Genomic DNA, 17631 nt, shown 5'->3' on the forward strand with positions numbered 1-17631 from the left:
TTGGTCATCGGCGGGTGGCTCCCTCGTCGGTGGCGTCGTCGGTACGTCGTGCCTCGGCGGCCCAGTCGGCCAGCTGGCGGTTGTAGGCGGCGAGGGCGTGGTCCTCGCCGGCGGCGTCGGCCCGGTCGATGGCCCGGTCGACGCGTCGCGCCTCGCGCTGGTCGGTGCGCCACCACTGCGTGAGGAGCACGAGCGCGACGGCGGCGCTGGGAAGCTCGCCGAACGACCAGGCGATGCCGCCTCCGAGTCGCTGGTCCTGCAGCGGCGACGGGCCCCAGGGGCGGGCGAGAGCGGTGTACCAGTCGGCGGCGAGCACGGTCGTGGACTGCTGGACCGCGAGCCCGAAGATGGCGTGCAGGGCCATCGCGGCGAACAGCAGCACCATGCGCAGCGGGAACGGTGCGGGACGACGGCCCGGGTCGACCCCGATCAGGGTGTGGAAGAAGAGGTAGCCGGCGGCGAGGAAGTGCGCCTGCATGGCCAGGTGCGCGGCGTGGGAGCGCAGCGCGAGCTCGAACAGGCCGGTGAAGTACAGCCCGTACAGGCTGCCGACGTAGACCGCGAGCGCGACGAGCGGATGGCCGAGCAGCGCGGCGGGGCGGCTGTGCAGGGCGGCGGTGAGCCACTCCCGGGGTCCGGGCCAGGTGGTCTCGCGGCTGGGGCGCAGGGCGCGCAGCGCCAGGCTCACGGGCGCGCCGAGGACGAGCAGGATGGGCGCGAGCATGCTCAACGCCATGTGCACCGCCATGTGCGCGCTGAACAGCACCGGCGCATAGCGGGCCAGCCCGGAGCTGGTGGCGAGGACCACGACCACCCAGCCGGCGGTCCACACGACGAGGCGGTGGGCCGGCCAGGCGACGCCCCGCCGCCGCAGCCGCCACCAGCCCGCGGCGTAGGCACCGACGGCGGCCAGCGCGACCGTCAGCGCGAGGGGCTCGACGAGCCATTGCGTCAGCAGCCGGCCGACCGACACCGGGCCGGGCATGGGGAAGCCCAGCAGGCTCTGGGCGAGGGTCTCCTCGCCGCTGCCGGCGGCCGGCGGAGGCGTCCGGGACAGGGCCACCGCGAGCCCGAACGCCGCGGCGAGGACGGCCACCTCGACGACGGCGATCCGCCGGAACGCCCCGGGCCGGCCGCCGGCCAGGGCCGGGATGCTGACCCGCCGGTGCCACGCGGCGAGGCACACGACGACGGCGACAGCGCCGATCTTGATGGCGATGAGCCGTCCGTACGGGCTGCTCCACAGCTCGGCCGGGTGCTGCAGTCGGGTCAGGGCATTCATCGACCCGGCGGCGACCACGATCGGCAGGCACCAGGTGGCGAGGACGGAGAACCGGCGCACCGCCCGGTGCCGGTCGGCGGCGCCGCGAAGGCGGAGGAGCAGTAGCGCGGTCAGCCCGCCGAGCCAGGCGGCCGCGGCGACGCTGTGCAGCACCAGCGACGACACGGCGAGCTGATGGTTGCCCGACGAGGCCGCGTGCCCGGCGAACGCCGGCGCGGCGAGCCCCACCACGGCCACCGCGGCCAGGGGCACGACCGTGCGCACGGCGAAGGCGAGCCGGGCGACGACCGCGATCACCGCCGCTGCGGCCGCGCTCACCAGCATCGCCCGGCCCTGCACGAGGTCGAGCAGGAAGCTCACCGCCGCCCGTCCGCGCACGACGTCGGCGGCCGGTGCGGCGAGCAGGTCCGACACGGTGAACACGGCGAGCGCGGCGACCGCCACCAGCCATCCGGCCGCGGCCAGGGACGCCAGCCGGGTCGCGTGGAATCCCGCCGCGGACAGCGACGACCGGCGCTCCCGCCCGGTCCGTTCACGGTCGACCGGCGCGAGGCACACCGCGGCCAGCAGCAGCCCGAGCGTCGCCGCCGCGCTCACGTCGGCCAGCACTCTGGCGATCGGCAGTCCCCATGTGGTCACCGGGCCGGCCACCCTCAGCCCCGGCAGCGCCGTCGCGTCGGCGCCCCCGCCGGCGTACACCGCACCCGCCGCCGCGATGGCTGCGGCCACGATCGGCACCGCGGCCGGCGCGCGTCGCCGCGCGACCTCCTTCAACGCCACCGGGTCACTCCGGTCGCCGGTTCGCGTCACGTGCTGCCCGCCGGGCGCCGGCGACGGTCAGTACCAGTGCCGCAACAGCAACCGCGAGCGCTGCCGCCGACAGGACGACCGGGAGCGGACCGGTGCCCGAGGATCCCGCCGCGGCCGGTACTGCGGCCGGCGGGGCGCTGCCGGGTGCGGTGCGGGCCAGGTGCAGGACCGGTGCCGGGTCGTCGGGTTCCTGGCCGCCGGCTGGTTCCTCGATCCAGCGGGAGACCTCGCCGTCGGAGTACGTCTGCAGGGCCTTGAACGCGATGGTGCCGACGTCGGGCAGCGGGCCGGCGGACAGTTCGAAGTCCTCGAAGTAGCCGGGTTTGATGCCGCCGCCGGCCGCCGCGGTCCAGGTCACCTTCGTGACGGCCTCGGTGAGCCGGCCGTCCGGGGTGTCGACCGGTGCGGGCAGCGGCCCCCGTTCGGTGGTGGCGGTCCAGCCCGGGACGGCCTTGAGCGCGACGAACGCGATCGGGGTCGCGGCCGGCATGACGAGTTCGAGTTTGACGGTGCTGGCGGTGTCGCTCTCGTTCGGCACCCGGAACGTCAGCCGGGCGGTCCTGCCCGGGACGGCGTCCTCGGCGGTGACACTGATGTGCGCGGCGGCGACCCCCGGCACCAGGAGCACCGCGGCGATGACGGCGCCGGCGACGGCGATGCGCTGCCACATGACGGTGAGCATGTACGTCCGTTCCTCCGATGGGGCGGTGGTCAGGTGGCGTCCGGTCCGCCGGTCTGGTCGGCGCGTCGGCGCCGCGGCCAGAAGGCGAGGGCCGCGGCGATCGCGATGAGACCGGCGAGCAGCCCGACGACGAACGCGACCCCCCACGGCTGGACCGGCTCCTCCGCCGCGGCGGCGGCTTGAGACGTGGCGGCGGCGGTCGTGGGTGCCGGCGCGGCGGCGCTGGTCTGGGCCGGCACTGGGGACGGACTGCCGGCGGCCGGCGAGGCGGGCGGGGCGGCGGCCACCGTGAAGGTGATCTTGCCTTGGACGGGGTGCCCGTCGGTGGAGACGACGCGGTACGTGACGCTGACCGCACCGGCCGCGGTCGCCGCCCGCAAGGGCTGGGTGAGGGTGGTCCCGGCACCGGTCGGTGCTCCCGCGACCAGGTCGGCGCCGGCGGCGTCGACCACCGCCACCTGCGCCATGGCGGCGTTCGGCGACTCGCGGAACGTCATCGTGATCGCCGCCGGGCTGGTGGGCAGGCCGGCGCCCTCGGCCGGGGTGCTGCCGCGCAACGCGTTGTGCGCCCAGGCAGGCGAGGCGGTGGTGAGGGCCGTGACGACGGCCACCACCGTCAGCGCCGCGCCCGCCCGCCACCGGATCCGTCGTCGCGTGTCTGACCTCACCGCACCCGTTCCTTCCCCTGACCTGACTCCTACGTCACGTAGTCGTTCGCCGGGACGTGAAAGTTCCCGGGTGGGGCAACTCAATCGCTCTCGGATCGCAACTACGAAGCAACATAGTAGAAGAGACCCGACTCTTGACGCGTCGTCGGTCACGCGTATTAATATGCGCATGTGAACATGTGTCGCGGGAGAGTGATGTGATGGGCCACGGACACGATCACGACCACCAGGTCACGGCGACCGGCCGGCACCGTGGCGCGCTCGCCGGGGCGCTCGCCGTCTCGGTGGCGATCTTCGCCGTCGAGGTCGTCGGTGCGCTGGTCACCGGCAGCCTCGCGCTGTTCGCCGACGCCGGGCACGTCCTCGCCGACGCGGGTGGGGTGGCCCTGGCCCTCGGTGCGACGGTGCTCGCGGCCCGCCCGGCGACGGGCCGCCGCACGTTCGGGTGGGCCCGCGCGGAGATCCTCGCCGCCGCCGTCAACGGCCTGGTCCTCGCCGGGATGAGCGTCTACGTGTTCGTCGAGGGCGTCCGCCGGCTGGTCGAGCCGTCCACCGTCGAACCGGGCGGCATGGCGCTGTTCGGGTTCATCGGCCTGGCCGGGAACCTCGTCGGCGTCGCCCTGCTGTGGCGGGCCCGCAACGCCAGCCTCAACATGCGCGGCGCGTTCCTCGAGGTCGCCACCGACGCCGTCACCTCAGTTGGCGTCCTCGTCGCGGCGGGGGTGATCGCGGCGACCGGGTTCAACCGTGCCGACGCGATCGTGTCGGTGCTCATCGGCCTCGTCATCGCCCCGCGGGCGGTCCGGCTGCTGCGCGAGGCGGTCAACGTGCTCCTCGAAGCGACACCGTCCGGTATCGACCTGGACCAGATTCGTGACCACGTCACCGGGCTCGACCACGTCCTGGACGTGCACGACCTGCACGTCCACGCCGTCACGTCAGGCCTGCCGGTGCTCAGCGCCCACGTCGTCGTCCGCGACGAATGCTTCCAGGACGGGCACGCCCCACAACTGCTCGACGCGCTGCAGGCCTGCGTGGCCGGGCACTTCGACGTGGACCACTCGACGTTCCAGCTGGAGCCGGCCGGCCACGCCGGCCACGAACACCCCACCCATCCGTAGCGGGGCGCGTGCCGGGTCGCTGCGCGAGGCCTACCGGGCCGGCCGGTCGGAGCCGCTCCTGCGCTCCTGCCTGCGCTGGACGCGGTCCTGCACGTCGGCGGTCACGTCGGCGCGGAGGCGGCGGAGCAGGAAGGCCGACAGGATCATGCTCACGACGAGCGCGATGGCGAGCTTGAACGCCGGGTCGAGGGCGATCGGCAGCATGTACATCACGCCGGCCGCGGCGACGAACAGCACGAGTCGCGCGGCGAGCAGCTTTGCTACGGAGCCCATCCGACGACTGTAGCGCCGGTCCACCGTGTACGGCCCATCGGCCCGAGCTGGTGGTCACCTCGGCATCAGGTCATGTGCCAAGCAGCTCGGCGCGGTCGGCCGGCCCGCTGGCCGGGTAGGCGTGTGTTTCGGTGGCCTTGACCGCGGCCCACAGCTGCTGGCCCGGGGCCAGGCTCAGGTGCGCGGCGGCGGCCGGGGTGACGTCGGCCGCGGCGGTGATCGGCCCGGCGAGCTGGATCCGTAGGTTGTCGCCGTGGCGTTGGATGCCGGCGACGGTCGCGCTCCACGTGTTGCGGGGGCTGCCGTCGGGCTGGTGCGGGTGCAGCGCGACCGCGGAGGGCCGGAACACGACGAACGCGTCGCCGTCGAGCCGGTCGGTGGTGGCGAGGTCGAACCCGCCGGGGAGGTGGACGGTGTGGCCGTCGGCGCGGCCGCGGTACAGGTTGAGGCCGACGAGACGGGCGACGTAGTCGGTGCGTGGCCGGGCGGTGATGGTGGCCGCGTCGCCTTCCTGCACGACGTGGCCGTCCTCGACGATGACGAGCCGGTCGGCGAGGACGAGCGCGTCGAGCGGGTCGTGGGTGACGAGCAGCGCGGCGCCGGCGTGCTCGGCGAGGTGCCGTTGCAGCTCGGCGCGGGTGTCGAGCCTGGTGCGGGCGTCGAGGGCGGCGAGTGGCTCGTCGAGCAGCAGCAGCGCCGGGTGTACCGCGAGGGCGCGGGCCAGGGCGACCCGCTGAGCCTGCCCGCCGGAGAGCTGGCGGGGTTTGCGTTTTGCGTGCTCGGCCAGCCCGACCCGGGCGAGCCAGGCGGCGGCCTGCTCGCGGGCGGTGCGCCGGTCGACGCCGTGACGGCGCGGGCCGAACGCGACGTTGTCGAGCGCGGTCAGGTGCGGGAACAGCAGGTAGTCCTGGAAGACGACGCCGATCGGGCGGCGCTCCGGCGGGGTGAAGCGGCGCCGGTCGGGCCGGTCGAGGTCGGCGCCGTCGACGGTGACGTGCCCGGTCGTGAGGGGCTGGAGACCGGCGAGGGCGCGCAGCGCGGTGGTCTTGCCGGCGCCGTTGGGGCCGAGCAGCGCGACGACCTGCCCCGGGTCGATCCGCAGGGCGACGTCGAGCCGGAACGTGCCCCGGTCCACGACGAGGTGCGCGTCGACGAAGGCGCCGGTCATGGGCTGGTGATCCAGCGGTCGCGGAGGCCGGCGAGGATGGCGACGGAGACGGTGAGCAGGATCAGGCTCAGCACGATCGCGGCGTCCAGGTCGGTCTCCAGGGCCAGGTAGACGGCGAGCGGCATCGTCTGGGTCGTGCCGGGGAAGTTGCCGGCGAACGTGATGGTGGCGCCGAACTCACCGAGCGCCCGGGCCCAGCACAGCACCGCGCCGGCGGCGATGCCGGGCGCGACGAGCGGCAGCGTCACGTGCGTGAACGTGGTCCAGCGGCCGGCGCCGAGGGTCGCGGCGGCCTCCTCGTAGCGGCTGTCGGCGCCGCGCAGCGCGCCTTCGACGGCGATGATGAGGAACGGCATCGCCACGAACGACTCGGCGATGACGACCCCGGTGGTGGTGAACGGGAACGTGATGCCGAACGTCGTGTCGAGCCACTCGCCGAGCAGCCCGCGGCGGCCGAAGACGAGCAGCAGCGCCACGCCGCCGACGACGGGCGGCAGCACGAGCGGGACGGTGACCAGCGCCCGGACGAGGCGCCGGCCGGGGAACTCGATACGGGCGAGGAGCCAGGCGAGGGGCACGCCGAGGAGCACGCAGACCAGCGTGGCGAGGGTGGCGCACTGCAGCGACAGCCGCAGCGCGGTGAGCACGCCCGGCTCGGTGAGCCGCTGCGGCAGCGTGGTCCAGGGTGCGCGGATCAGCAGGCCGATCAGCGGGACCGTGAGGAACAGCAGGCCGAGCCCGGCAGGCAGGAGCAGCCCGGCCGGGATCCGCTGCCGCCGGGGCGGCGCGACCGCTGGTCGCGTCGCCTTCGCGGAGTCCATGATCGGCATCGCCGGAGTTTACGGTGCCTGGAAGCCGGCGCCCGTGAGCACGGCCTTGCCCTTGTCGGACATGACGTAGGCGACGAACGCCTGCGCGCCGGCCGGATTCTTCGCCTTCTTCAGCACGATGATCGGGTAGTCGTTGATCGCGCCGGCGGACTCGGGGAACTCGACGCCCTCGACGTCCGCCGCGGCGGTCTTGGCGTCGGTCCGGTACACCAGGGCCGCGTCGACCTCGCCGAGCTTCACCTTCGACAGGGCGGCCTTCACGTCCTGCTCGAGGGTCACCGGGGTGAGCTTCACGGTGGCGGCGTCGAGGGCCTTCTTAGCGGCGGCACCGCACGGCACCTGCTCGGCGCACAGGGCGACCTTCACGCCGGGCTTCGCCAGGTCGGCGAGGCCCTTGATCGCCTTCGGGTTGCCCTTCGGCACCGCGATGACGAGCTGGTTCTTCACGAAGGTGGTGGCCGTGCCCTCGCCGCCGCCGGCGTCGGTGACGGTCTTCATGTTCGCCGGCGCGGCGGAGGCGAACACGTCCGCGGGCGCGCCCTGGTTGATCTGCGTGGCGAGGGCGGAGCTGCCGGCGAAGTTGAAGGTGACCTTCGTGCCGGGGTTGGCGGTCTCGAAGTCCTTGCCGATGGTCTTGAACGACTCGGTCAGCGAGGCGGCCGCGAACACGGTGATGTCGCCGGTGACCGCGGCGGCGCTGCTGGCGCTGCCGGTGGACGGCTGCGGGGCGGCGGTCTTCGTGTCGTCGGCGCAGGCGCTGATCCCCACGACGGTCAAGGCCGCGAACGCGGCCAGGCTGGTGCGGATCCAACGGGATGTCACGAGCTGGTCCTCCCCTTATTCGCGACGGCCGGGGTGGAGCGCTCCACCACGACCGTGGTCGACTTGATCACTGCGATGGCCACCGAGCCGACCTGCAGGTCGAGCTCGTCGACGGCTTCCCGGCTCATCAGCGACACGATCCGGAACGGGCCGGCCTGGATGTCGACCTGCGCCATCACCGTGTCCTTGACGACGGCGGTGACGATCCCGCGCAGCCGGTTGCGCGCCGAGGACGCACCGGTGTCGGTGCCCTCGGTGCGGACGAACTCGGCGAGATCGAGGCCGTCGATGAGCCGGTGGCCGTGCTCGTCCCGGCTGGCGGTCAGCCGGCCCGCGTCGACCCAGCGCCGGACGGTGTCCGCGCTCACGCCCAGCAGCTCGGCCGCTTCACTGATCCGGAACACTGTCACCGGCACACCCTAGCTGTCGCATGTGCAGCAGCAAATCGGCTGCCGGGCTCGCGTCTTCGAGAGCCTGGTCTCATCAGCCCCGCATCTGCATGACGGAACCTTGACCGGCGGCAGCGGGATGACCGCCGGCGTCGGCAGTGACCAGGCGCGACGGGTTCACGGCCAGCAGCCCCGTCCCGGCTGACCCGGGGCGGGGCTGGGTTGGGTAGGGCCCGTCTACGGGTTGAAGACGGCGTTCTCCTCGGCGGTGAGCAGCCGTGACCGGATCAGGAAGCGGACGCCCTCGGGAGCCTCCAGGGAGAACCCGCCGCCGCGGCCCTTGACCACGTCGACGGTGAGGTGGGTGTGCCGCCACGCCTCGAACTGCGCCGCGGACATCCAGAACGTCACCGGCTCCGGGACGCCGTCGATCCGCAGCTCCTGCAGCAGCACGTCCGACCCGCCGGTGCGGAACTCACCATCGACGTAACACATCGGGGAGCTGCCGTCGCAGCAGCCGCCGCTCTGGTGGAACATCAGCGGCCCGTTGGCCGCGTACAGCTTGCGCAACAGCTCGGCCGCGGCGTCGGTGACCGCGACGCGTGACATCTCGGCCATCGGCTCAGAAGAAGCCGAGCTTCTTGGGGGAGTAGCTCACCAGGAGGTTCTTGGTCTGCTGGTAGTGGTCCAGCATCATCTTGTGGTTCTCCCGGCCGATGCCCGAGCCCTTGTAGCCGCCGAAGGCGGCGTGCGCGGGGTATGCGTGGTAGCAGTTGGTCCACACGCGACCGGCCTGGATGGCGCGGCCGGCCCGGTAGGCCCTGGAGCCGTCGCGGGTCCAGACGCCGGCGCCCAGTCCGTACAGCGTGTCGTTGGCGATCTTGATGGCGTCGTCGAAGTCGGCGAACGGCGCGACCGACACGACCGGACCGAAGATCTCCTCCTGGAAGATGCGCATCGCGTTGTTGCCCTGGAAGATCGTCGGCTGCACGTAGTACCCGCCGGCGAGCTCGCCGCCGAGGTCGGCCCGCGCGCCGCCGGTGAGGACCTTGGCGCCTTCCTGCTGACCGATGTCGAGGTACGACAGGATCTTCTCGAGCTGGTCGTTGGACGCCTGCGCACCGATCATGGTGGCCAGGTCGAGGGGGTGGCCCTGCACGATCTGCTCGGTGCGGGCGACGGCGTCGTGCAGGAACCGGTCGTAGTGGCCCTGCTGGATCAGCGCGCGGGACGGGCAGGTGCAGACCTCGCCCTGGTTGAGGGCGAACATCGTGAAGCCTTCGAGGGCCTTGTCGTAGAAGTCGTCCTGGGCGGCGCTGACGTCGTCGAAGAAGATGTTCGGGCTCTTGCCGCCGAGCTCCAGCGTGACCGGTTTGATGTTCTCGCTGGCGTACTGCATGATCAGCCGCCCGGTGGTCGTCTCGCCGGTGAACGCGACCTTCGCGACCCGGGCGCTGGACGCGAGGGGCTTGCCGGCCTCGACGCCGAACCCGTTGACGATGTTGACGACGCCCGGCGGGAGCAGGTCGCCGATGAGGCTCATCAGGTAGTGGATCGAGGCGGGGGTCTGCTCGGCGGGCTTGAGCACGACGGCGTTGCCGGCCGCGAGGGCGGGCGCGAGCTTCCAGGTCGCCATGAGGATCGGGAAGTTCCACGGGATGATCTGGGCGACGACGCCGAGCGGCTCGTGGAAGTGGTACGCGACGGTGTCGTCGTCCAGCTCCGACAGCGACCCCTCCTGGGCCCGGATGGCGCCGGCGAAGTACCGGAAGTGGTCGATCGCCAGGGGGATGTCGGCGGCGAGCGTCTCCCGGATCGGCTTGCCGTTCTCCCAGGTCTCGGCGACGGCGAGGGCCTCGAGGTTCGCCTCCATCCGGTCGGCGATCTTGTTGAGGATGTTCGCCCGGTCGCCGGCCGAGGTCCGGCCCCAGGCGGGCGCCGCACCGTGGGCGGCGTCGAGGGCGAGCTCGACGTCGTCGGCGGTGCCGCGGGCGACCTCGGTGAACGTCTGACCGGTCACCGGGGTGGGGTTCTCGAAGTACTGCCCCTTGACCGGCGGCACGAACTGCCCGCCGATCCAGTTGTCGTAGCGCGGCTCGTAGTGCATCTTCGCGCCGGACGTGCCGGGCGCGGCGAAGTCGGTCATCGTGGTGACCTTCCGTCAGCTGCCGCCGTCCGTCGTTGGACGGTTGGGCCGTGACGGGCACGGTAGTTTCGCGGACGTTACATGAATGTAGCGTCGGCGCTCGCTCAGCGGCTCAGTCCGTACTCGGCGCGGAGCTGCCGCACGCGGGCGTTGGCCACGCCGCGGTGCGCCGAGCGGTGCGGCGCGACGGCGGCGAGACGCTCCCACACCTCGAGGTCGTCGAAGCCGCTCCGGTCGGCCCAGGTCCGGACGAGCCCGGCGTCGAACGAGGCGAGCACCGCCGAGCGGAGCTGGGTGTGCAGCCACTGCCTCTGCCGAGCCACCCCGGGCGCCTCCGACGTCGGCAGCAACGGCCCGGGGTAGCCGGCGAGGGCCCGGGCGAGGTGGTCGCCGTGCAGCGCCGCCGCCACGTCGGCGAAGTCCGCGTCGATGCTCGTGCGCAGCCGGTACGGGCGGGATGCGAGCAGGTCGCCGACGACGTGCCGGAGCCGGTTCAGCTCCACCCGCACGGTGGCCGGGTTCGCCTGGTCGTCGTACAGGGCGCTCAGCAGCTGCTCGCCGGTCAGCCCGTCCGGGTGCAGCACCAGCATGATCAGGATCTCGGTGTGGCGGCGCTGCAGCCGGATCGTCCGCCCGTCGACGTGCAGGGTGCCGTCGTTGCCGCCGAGCGCTGACAGGCGCACCGACGGCCCGGCGGCGGGTGTCCACAGCCCCGGAGGTTCGAGCACCGGTCGGGAGCCGGCGGGATGGCGTGACAGCTGGCGGGCGAGCTCGGCCTCGGAGGCGCGGGCCGCCGAGCGCACCAGGGCCAGGCTCAGCGGGTTGGCCACGCCGTGCCCGCCGGTGATGTCGATGACGCCCAGCACCTGCCCGGAGACCGGGTCGTGGATCGGCGCGGCCGAGCACGTCCACGCCTGCACCGACGACAGGTAGTGCTCGGTGGCGAAGATCTGCACCTCGTGGTCGAGCGCCAGCGCGGTGCCGGGGGCGTTGGTGCCGGCGTGCGGCTCGTCCCACCGGGCGCCCTCGACGAAGTTCATCCGCTCGGCGCGGGCCCTGGCGACCCGGTGGCCCTCCACCCACAGCAGCTGGCCCGCGGCGTCGGACACCGCCATGAGGTAGTCGCCGTCGTCCGCCGTGTCGCCGACGAGCTGCCGCAGCACGCCGATGACGCGGGAGAGCGGGTGCGCCGCCCGGTACGCGGACAGGTCGTCGTCGGCGAGCAGGACCGGCGGGCTCGCGTCCTGGCCGACCCGCGCGGCCGACGACCGCTGCCAGGACCTGGCCACGACGTCCCGCAGCCCCGGGTCGATCCCGGCGAGGGCCTGCGTGGACAGGAACCGCTCGTGGGCGGCCGCGATCTCACGGGCCCGCCGCTGCGGGTCCGCGCCGACGTCGGCGAGCCACGCGTTTCCCATCAGCTCCCGCCTTGGCGTGCCACCTGGCAGGACCGCAGGTCGCCGCCAGACTCGTCCACCAAGAGTGCATGCGCCGCGGGACCAGCGCAACCTTCCCCGCAGGTGCACGGGACGGCCGCCGCCGGCCCTCGCAGGTGCGCGGCGTTACGGCAGCTGCAGGAGCGGCGCGGCGGCGACGATCGGGTCCGCGAGGACCTGCCCGGCCGCCTCGCCGACCGGCAGCCGCACGGCGGGCAGCGGCGCGGCGACGTCCCAGGCCGTGGCGTACGCCTGAGCCCAGGGCACGTCGACGCCCGTCCCCGGTGCGAGCAGCTGCGTCCCCGTGGCGACCATGAGGGCAGCGAACCGCGCGCCGGTGTCACCGAAGTGCCGTTCCGGGTTCACGCGTGCAACCAACTTCTCCCGGACCCGGTCCCGCGGCTGTGAGGTCAGCCGGCGTCGTCCGGCGGCGGCGCGGGCGATGACCGGCCGATCGCGTCGAGGAACCGCACGGCGGCCTCGGCGTTCTCCAGCCGCCACAAGAGCAGGGTCCGGTCGAAGCCGGTCGCGGCGGCGTGCCGGCGCCGCAGGGTGTCGCGGACCGGGGCCAGGATGTCGTGCTGCGCGGCGATCAGGCCGGCGGGGTCCTCGCCGCGGCGGGTGATCAGGGCCAGCTTCGCCAGCAGCGCCGAGCGCATGTCACGCACGTGGGGCACCGGCTCGTGCAGCCACTCGGCGACCGCCGCCGATCCGGCCGGGGTGGTGGCGAGGATCGAGCGTTGCGGGCCGCGGCTGCCCGCCTCCGTGGTCTCCACCTGGATCAGGGCGAGCCCGGTGAGGCGGTCCAGGCAGCGGTAGACGATCGGGCGCGGGATGTGCCACACCCGGCCGACCGCGCCGTCCTCGGCGGTGAGCGCGGCGATCGCGAAGCCGTGCGTGGGCTGCTCGTCGACGACGGTGAGCACGATCCAGTCGGCCAGGGACAGTGGCGGCAGCTCACCCATCGCGTCAGCCTACGGCGCGGGGTTCCGCCCGCGTCGCATCCTCGGTAGTCTCAATGCGACTACCAGCCGAGGGAGGCGCGGCGTGATCGGGCACCTCGACGACGGCACGCCCTTCCACGCGCCGGTCGGCGTGATGCTCGGCGACGGCGACGGCGAACGCGTCTGCTGCCACCTGTGCGGTCGCTGGTACCTGTCGGTGGCCAGTCACCTGCGGGTGCACGGCTGGACCAAGGCCGCCTACATCGCCGCGTTCGGCCTGGAGGTCGGCAACCCGCTGGCGGGGCGGCGGACCCGGCAGCGGCGCGCGGAGGCGCTGCGGGCCCGCCAGCATCGCGACCCGGCCGTCCAGCGGGCGCAGGCGGCGGCCCGGGTCCGGGCGCGCAGCGGTGCCCTGACGGTCGCCGCGGCCGAGGCCGCCCGGGGCCGGCCGCATCCGCAGGAGCGCCTCGTGAAGACCCTCGCGGCCCTGTCGGCCATCCGCCCCGCGGCCTGCGCCGAAGGCAACCGGCAGCGGTCCGAGCAGCACCTGTCCGACGTCGGCGCCAAGGTCGCGGCCCAGTTCGGGTTCGAGTCCTTCGCCTGCTACGTCCGCGACCGTCTCGCGAGCGGGCGGAGCCTCGCCGCGATCAGCCGCGAGGCCGGGCTGCACAAGGACTGGCTGTCCCGGCACCTGCCCGCGATCGCACCGGACCTCGCCGCGCAGCGCGCGCGGATCCGCGCCCATCCCGGCGATGCCCGGCTGCTGCCGGCCGCCCGGTCCGCCGGTCACGCCGACGTCGGCGCGTACCTCCGCCACCGCCATCTGCGGCAGCACCGCACGGTCGCCGCGATCGCCGCCGAGGCCGGGGTGACGCGCTGGTCGGTCCTCGCCGCGATGGAGCGGCACGGCATCGCCGCGGTCCCGCACGCGACGAAACGGCACCGGGCCGCGAGCCGCAGTTCGAGCGCCGCCGCGCCGCTCGGGTTCACGTCGGTCGCCGCGTATGCCGCGCACCGGCGGGCGGAGGGCGCGACATGGCGGGCGCTGGCCGCCGAGTCCGGCCTGCCCGAGTCGACGCTGCAGCGGCACGCCGCGGGCCGCAACGCCTGAAGGGCGCGGTATGTCCATTGTGGACGGCGGCCACTGGATGAACCGGGTGGCCGCCGCCGGGTAGTGCTGTCAGTGTGCGACGGGGCAGCCGCCGGTGAGCTTGCCGAGGAACTGGTTCGGGTCGTAGTAGTGCTCGACCTCGAGGAGCTTCAGGTCGTCGCTGACCTTCGCGACGCTGATGCCGAACATCTCGATCGTCTGCCCGTTGGGCTGGTGGCCGTGGTACTCGCCCTCGAAGGCGCCCCAGTGCCGCCACTTGAACGTGACGACCGGCGGCGGGCTGAGGACCTCCAGGACCTCCCAGTAGAAGCCGCCCGGGAACGCCTGGTGGAAGATGTGGTGCGACGACTCGAACGACTCCTGGCCCGTCTTGTAGAACGGGCTCTCGCCGATGAGGATGTTGTAGCTGCCGATGTCGGCGATGTCCTGCGCGCTCGCCCACGGCCCGCCGTTGACGTTCGTCCGGAAGTGTTCGGTCACCATCGACACCCAGGTCGCGGGGTCCTTCTTGTAGGAGACCTCCATCTCGAAGACCTGGACGATGGTCTCGACGACCGCCTCCAGCGAGTCCGGCGCGTGCTGGGTGGTGCGCTGCCCGGGCATGACCTGGTGGGACAGGTGGTAGTCGGGGGTGGTGCCGTCACGCCAGGCCGACGAGTCGGTGGCGTCGATGACGGCGGTGCGGCCCTGCAGCCACAACGGGGTTTCGGACACGATTCGGTTTCCGCCCTTTCAGGACGAGTGAGGGGGTGCCTGGCAGGACGGCCACCCGCCAATGGCTACCCCCGTCGGTAGTTGCAGTGAGACTACCGACGGGGGTTCGGCAGCGGAACCCCGGGACCCCGCACGCGCGTCGATGCCCTGGTGGGGCACGATCCGGGCGCCGGGGTTCCGCCGCATCGGTCCTCGTCTACTGCAGGAGGTCGAACCGCTCCCACGGCCCGATCGCGGTCCGGTTCGCGACCAGCGCCGCGGCGCCGGCGTTCTCGGCCGTGACGTACCTGGCGTTGACGACGGCCTTGAACGACACGCTGCCGTCGCTGTTGGTGATGCGCTGGAAGATCTCCCACGCCCCGACGGCCGTCCGGTTGGCGATCAGCGGGTTCGCGCCGCCGTTGTCCGCGCAGACGATCTTGTTGTTGGCGTGGGCGCGCAGCGCCACGAAGTCCTCGCCGAGGTTCAGCATGTCGAACTGCTCCCACGGGCCGATCGCCGTCCGGTTGGCGATCAGCGGGCTCGCGCCGGCGTTGTCCGCCGTCACGTACCTGTTGTTGATCCTGGCCCGCAGCGACACCACCTGCTGCTGGGTGCCCGTCGGCACGGCGACCCCGGTGCCGATGAAGGCCATCCAGTCGACGTTGAACAGGAACTCGGTGCCACCGCCGGGGCTGCGGCCGACGAAGTAGAGCTTGCCGGTGCCGGCCGGCGGCGCGGTCAGGCCGACGGCGACGTCGGTGTAGTTCTGCCAGCCGCTGGTGCCGGGCACCGTGGCGCTGCCGAGCAGGGTGCCGTTGACGGGGTCACCCCAGCGGACGTCGACGATGCCGCCGGTCGTCGCCGACGCGGCCCGCACCCGGATCACGTTGACGCCCGCGAGCGACGCCGGTTCGACGCTCCACCAGTCGCCGTCCTCGACGAAGCCGATGTGCCTGCTGCCGTCGGCGCTCGCCTCGACGATGACGCCGGCGTCGTCGGTGCCGTGGCCGTTCGAGGCGCGCCCGGTGTTGGTGTAGAACTCCGCGCCCGTCCGTTTCGGGTGCAGGATGACCTGGCTGCGGGTCGTCAGCGGGGCCGAGCCGCCCGCGCCGCCGTGGTCGGTGTAGACGGCCTCCAGCACGTAGAAGACGTTGTCGCCCTCGGCGTGCCCGCTCGACAACGTGGTGGTGACGGTGCCGCTGCAGCCGTTGTAGGAGTCCAGCGGGTGGCCGTGCTCGTCGTGGCCGAGGATGGCGTTGAGTTGGAGCTCGGTGCAGTTGACGGCGCCGTCCTCCGGGTCGGTGACCGTGGCGGAGAACGAGACCTGGTCGCCCCACTGGTAGAACCCGCCGTCCGGCGGTGCGGTGAGGGCGACGGTCGGCGCGGTGTTGCCGACGGTGATCGGCACGCTCGCGGTGCTGGACTTGCCGATCGTGTTGGTCACCTTCAGCACGGCCGTGTAGTTGCCGTTCGCGGTGTAGGTGTGGCTCGGGTTCGCCGCGGTGGAGGTGCCCCCGTCGCCGAAGGTCCAGAGGTACTGCAACGCGCCGCCGGCCGGGGTGCTCGACTTGTCGCCGGTGAAGGCGACGGTGAGCGGCGCCGGCCCGTTCGTCCGGTTGGCCTCGGCCTTCGTGACCGGTGACGCGCCGCCGACGACGTGGTCGATGCGGTAGATGCCGGAGTCGGTGTTGTTGCCGCCGAACCCGTTGCCCCACTCGATGAGGTACAGCGCGCCGTCCGGGCCGAACTTGAAGTCCATCGGCTTCTTGAACGAGAACGCGCCCAGCAGCCGGTCGATCGCCGTGACCGCCTTGCCGTCCGCGGACAGCTGGAACGTGTACATGAAGCTGCTGTTCCACTCGGCGAAGATCGCCCGGCCGTCGAAGTACTGCGGCCACTTGCGGTCCGAGACGAGGTTCGGGTCGAACCGGTAGACGGGCCCCGCCATCGGCGCGCCGCCGGACAGCTGCGGGAACTGGTTCGGGTCGGGATTCTTGTGATACCAGACGGTCGCCGGCTTCGCCGCGGGCAGCGTCGTCAGGCCGGTGTTGTTCGGCGACGTGTTCGCCGGGCCGGTGCCGCACGCGAACGGCGCGCCGGACGTGCCGTTCGCGAAGTTGTAGGCGAGGTACGGCGTGTTGTTGCCGATGCAGTACGGCCAGCCGGAGTTCTCCGGCGCGGACATGATGTTCCACTCGACGGTGTTCTGCGGGCCGCGGGCCGGGTTCGCGGTGTCGGCGTCCGGCCCGTAGTTGGCGACCATCGCGTAGCCGGTCTTCGGGTCCAGGCCCATCCGGAACGGGTTGCGCTGCCCCATCGCGTAGATCTCGGGCCGGGTCTTCGCGGTCCCCGGCGGGAACAGGTTGCCGCTCGGGATCGTGTACGTGCCGTCCGGCTCCGGATGGATGCGCAGCACCTTGCCCGACAGGCTGTCGGTGTTGCCGGCGGTGCCCTGCGCGTCCCAGATCGCCCGGCCGGACCGCTGGTCGATGGGGGTGTACCCGTCCGAGGCGAACGGGTTCGTCGCGTCGCCCGTGGCCAGCCACAGGTTGCCGTTGGTCTTGTCGATCGCGAGCCCGGCGCCGTGGTGGCAGCAGTCGGCCCGCTGCACCGGCACGTCCAGGATGACCTTCTCGCTGGCCGGGTCGATCGTGTCGCCGTTGACCGTGAAGCGGCTCAACCGGTCGACGTTCGCCGTCAGCGGCGAGTAGTACAGGTACAGCCAGTGCGTGGTGGTGAAGGCCGGGTCGAGCGCGATGCTCAGCAGCCCGCTCTCGTACGACGTGAAGACGCTCAGGCGCCCGGACCGCACGGTCCCGCCGCCAGGCTGGATCACGTTGACGTCGCCGAGCCGGTCCACGTAGAAGACCCGGCCGTCGGCGGCGATGTCGAGCATCATCGGGTTGGACGTGTTCTCGTCCAGCGGCACCTTCTGGAAGTTGGTGTCCGGTGGCGCCGGCTCCGCGGTGGACGGACCGGCGTGGAGCGCGACGACGGCGACGGACAGCAGCACGGCGGCCGCGGTGGTGCGGGCAGCACGACGCAGCCCGCGGGTGGCAGATGGCATGCCGAACAGACCTCCCCCGTGAGGTAATCGAATGCCGAACGTAGACACCGGTGAATGACCCGTCAATGCGGCGAACGTGCTATGTACGCCGATGGATCTGACCGCTACGGTGTCGGCCTTCTGCCCGGACGTGGTCGCCCGAAGCAGGAACTGCGTGCAGCGGAAGACCGCCGCCGACCGGCAGGG

General features: G+C 72.8%; 17 protein-coding genes. 2 read left to right on the forward strand and 15 right to left on the reverse strand.

What is annotated here, in order from left to right; translation table 11 throughout:
* Window positions 1-4: 4 nt before the first annotated feature.
* Genes ABD332_RS05250 through ABD332_RS05260 form a run of 3 tightly spaced genes read right to left on the reverse strand, consistent with a single transcriptional unit; the run spans window position 5 to window position 3442 of the window.
* Window positions 5-2062: a bifunctional copper resistance protein CopD/cytochrome c oxidase assembly protein gene (locus ABD332_RS05250; RefSeq protein WP_344500041.1), complete on the reverse strand. Its 2058-nt coding sequence runs from the start codon at window positions 2060-2062 to the stop codon at window positions 5-7.
* Window positions 2063-2066: 4 nt separating this feature from the next.
* Window positions 2067-2774, reverse strand: a complete 708-nt coding sequence (locus ABD332_RS05255) for a YcnI family copper-binding membrane protein (RefSeq protein ID WP_344500043.1) — start codon at window positions 2772-2774, stop codon at window positions 2067-2069.
* 29 nt (window positions 2775-2803) lie between these two features.
* Window positions 2804-3442: a copper resistance CopC family protein gene (locus tag ABD332_RS05260; protein WP_344500045.1), complete on the reverse strand. Its 639-nt coding sequence runs from the start codon at window positions 3440-3442 to the stop codon at window positions 2804-2806.
* Between the two features lie 200 nt (window positions 3443-3642).
* Between ABD332_RS05260 and ABD332_RS05265 the strand changes: the two genes are divergently transcribed.
* Window positions 3643-4563 (forward strand): cation diffusion facilitator family transporter, encoded by a 921-nt coding sequence (locus ABD332_RS05265; RefSeq protein ID WP_344500047.1) that lies wholly within the window; start codon window positions 3643-3645, stop codon window positions 4561-4563.
* 30 nt (window positions 4564-4593) lie between these two features.
* Here the strand turns inward: ABD332_RS05265 and ABD332_RS05270 are convergent, their stop codons facing one another.
* The 10 genes from ABD332_RS05270 to ABD332_RS05315 all read right to left on the reverse strand — a co-directional run bounded on the left by ABD332_RS05270 (window position 4594) and on the right by ABD332_RS05315 (window position 12592).
* The gene (locus tag ABD332_RS05270; protein WP_344500049.1) at window positions 4594-4836 is read right to left on the reverse strand and encodes a DUF4229 domain-containing protein; all 243 of its coding nucleotides are present in this window, start codon (window positions 4834-4836) and stop codon (window positions 4594-4596) included.
* Between the two features lie 70 nt (window positions 4837-4906).
* Complete coding sequence (locus ABD332_RS05275) at window positions 4907-6004, reverse strand: ABC transporter ATP-binding protein (RefSeq protein WP_344500051.1); 1098 nt, start codon at window positions 6002-6004, stop codon at window positions 4907-4909.
* Window positions 6001-6825, reverse strand: coding sequence for an ABC transporter permease (locus ABD332_RS05280; protein ID WP_344500734.1), 825 nt, complete (start codon window positions 6823-6825; stop codon window positions 6001-6003). The genes ABD332_RS05275 and ABD332_RS05280 overlap by 4 nt, the downstream gene beginning before the upstream one ends.
* An 18-nt stretch (window positions 6826-6843) precedes the next feature.
* Window positions 6844-7602: a molybdate ABC transporter substrate-binding protein gene (gene modA / locus ABD332_RS05285; protein ID WP_425552132.1), complete on the reverse strand. Its 759-nt coding sequence runs from the start codon at window positions 7600-7602 to the stop codon at window positions 6844-6846.
* 50 nt (window positions 7603-7652) lie between these two features.
* Entirely contained in the window at window positions 7653-8066 is a 414-nt protein-coding gene (locus ABD332_RS05290; protein WP_344500055.1) for a TOBE domain-containing protein, read from the reverse strand.
* A gap of 216 nt (window positions 8067-8282) precedes the next feature.
* Window positions 8283-8654 (reverse strand): DUF779 domain-containing protein, encoded by a 372-nt coding sequence (locus tag ABD332_RS05295; RefSeq protein ID WP_425552134.1) that lies wholly within the window; start codon window positions 8652-8654, stop codon window positions 8283-8285.
* A 13-nt stretch (window positions 8655-8667) separates the two neighbouring features.
* A complete protein-coding gene (gene adh / locus ABD332_RS05300) occupies window positions 8668-10191 on the reverse strand; it encodes an aldehyde dehydrogenase (RefSeq protein ID WP_344500059.1) in 1524 nt (507 codons plus the stop codon).
* Window positions 10192-10295: 104 nt separating this feature from the next.
* Window positions 10296-11609: a helix-turn-helix domain-containing protein gene (locus ABD332_RS05305; RefSeq protein ID WP_344500061.1), complete on the reverse strand. Its 1314-nt coding sequence runs from the start codon at window positions 11607-11609 to the stop codon at window positions 10296-10298.
* Between the two features lie 144 nt (window positions 11610-11753).
* Complete coding sequence (locus ABD332_RS05310) at window positions 11754-11993, reverse strand: hypothetical protein (protein ID WP_344500063.1); 240 nt, start codon at window positions 11991-11993, stop codon at window positions 11754-11756.
* A 44-nt stretch (window positions 11994-12037) separates the two neighbouring features.
* The gene (locus tag ABD332_RS05315) at window positions 12038-12592 is read right to left on the reverse strand and encodes a PadR family transcriptional regulator (RefSeq protein WP_344500065.1); all 555 of its coding nucleotides are present in this window, start codon (window positions 12590-12592) and stop codon (window positions 12038-12040) included.
* A gap of 82 nt (window positions 12593-12674) precedes the next feature.
* Between ABD332_RS05315 and ABD332_RS05320 the strand changes: the two genes are divergently transcribed.
* Entirely contained in the window at window positions 12675-13682 is a 1008-nt protein-coding gene (locus ABD332_RS05320; RefSeq protein WP_344500067.1) for a hypothetical protein, read from the forward strand.
* A gap of 69 nt (window positions 13683-13751) precedes the next feature.
* On the opposite strand, the gene ABD332_RS05325 is transcribed toward ABD332_RS05320, so the two are convergent.
* Entirely contained in the window at window positions 13752-14396 is a 645-nt protein-coding gene (locus tag ABD332_RS05325; protein ID WP_344500069.1) for a SnoaL-like polyketide cyclase, read from the reverse strand.
* Between the two features lie 196 nt (window positions 14397-14592).
* On the reverse strand, window positions 14593-17445 hold the full coding sequence (locus ABD332_RS05330; RefSeq protein ID WP_344500071.1) for a PQQ-dependent sugar dehydrogenase: 2853 nt from the start codon (window positions 17443-17445) through the stop codon (window positions 14593-14595).
* Window positions 17446-17631: the final 186 nt, after the last annotated feature.

The sequence above is a fragment of the Dactylosporangium maewongense genome (genome assembly GCF_039531485.1).
Classification (GTDB): Bacteria; Actinomycetota; Actinomycetes; order Mycobacteriales; family Micromonosporaceae; genus Dactylosporangium; species Dactylosporangium maewongense.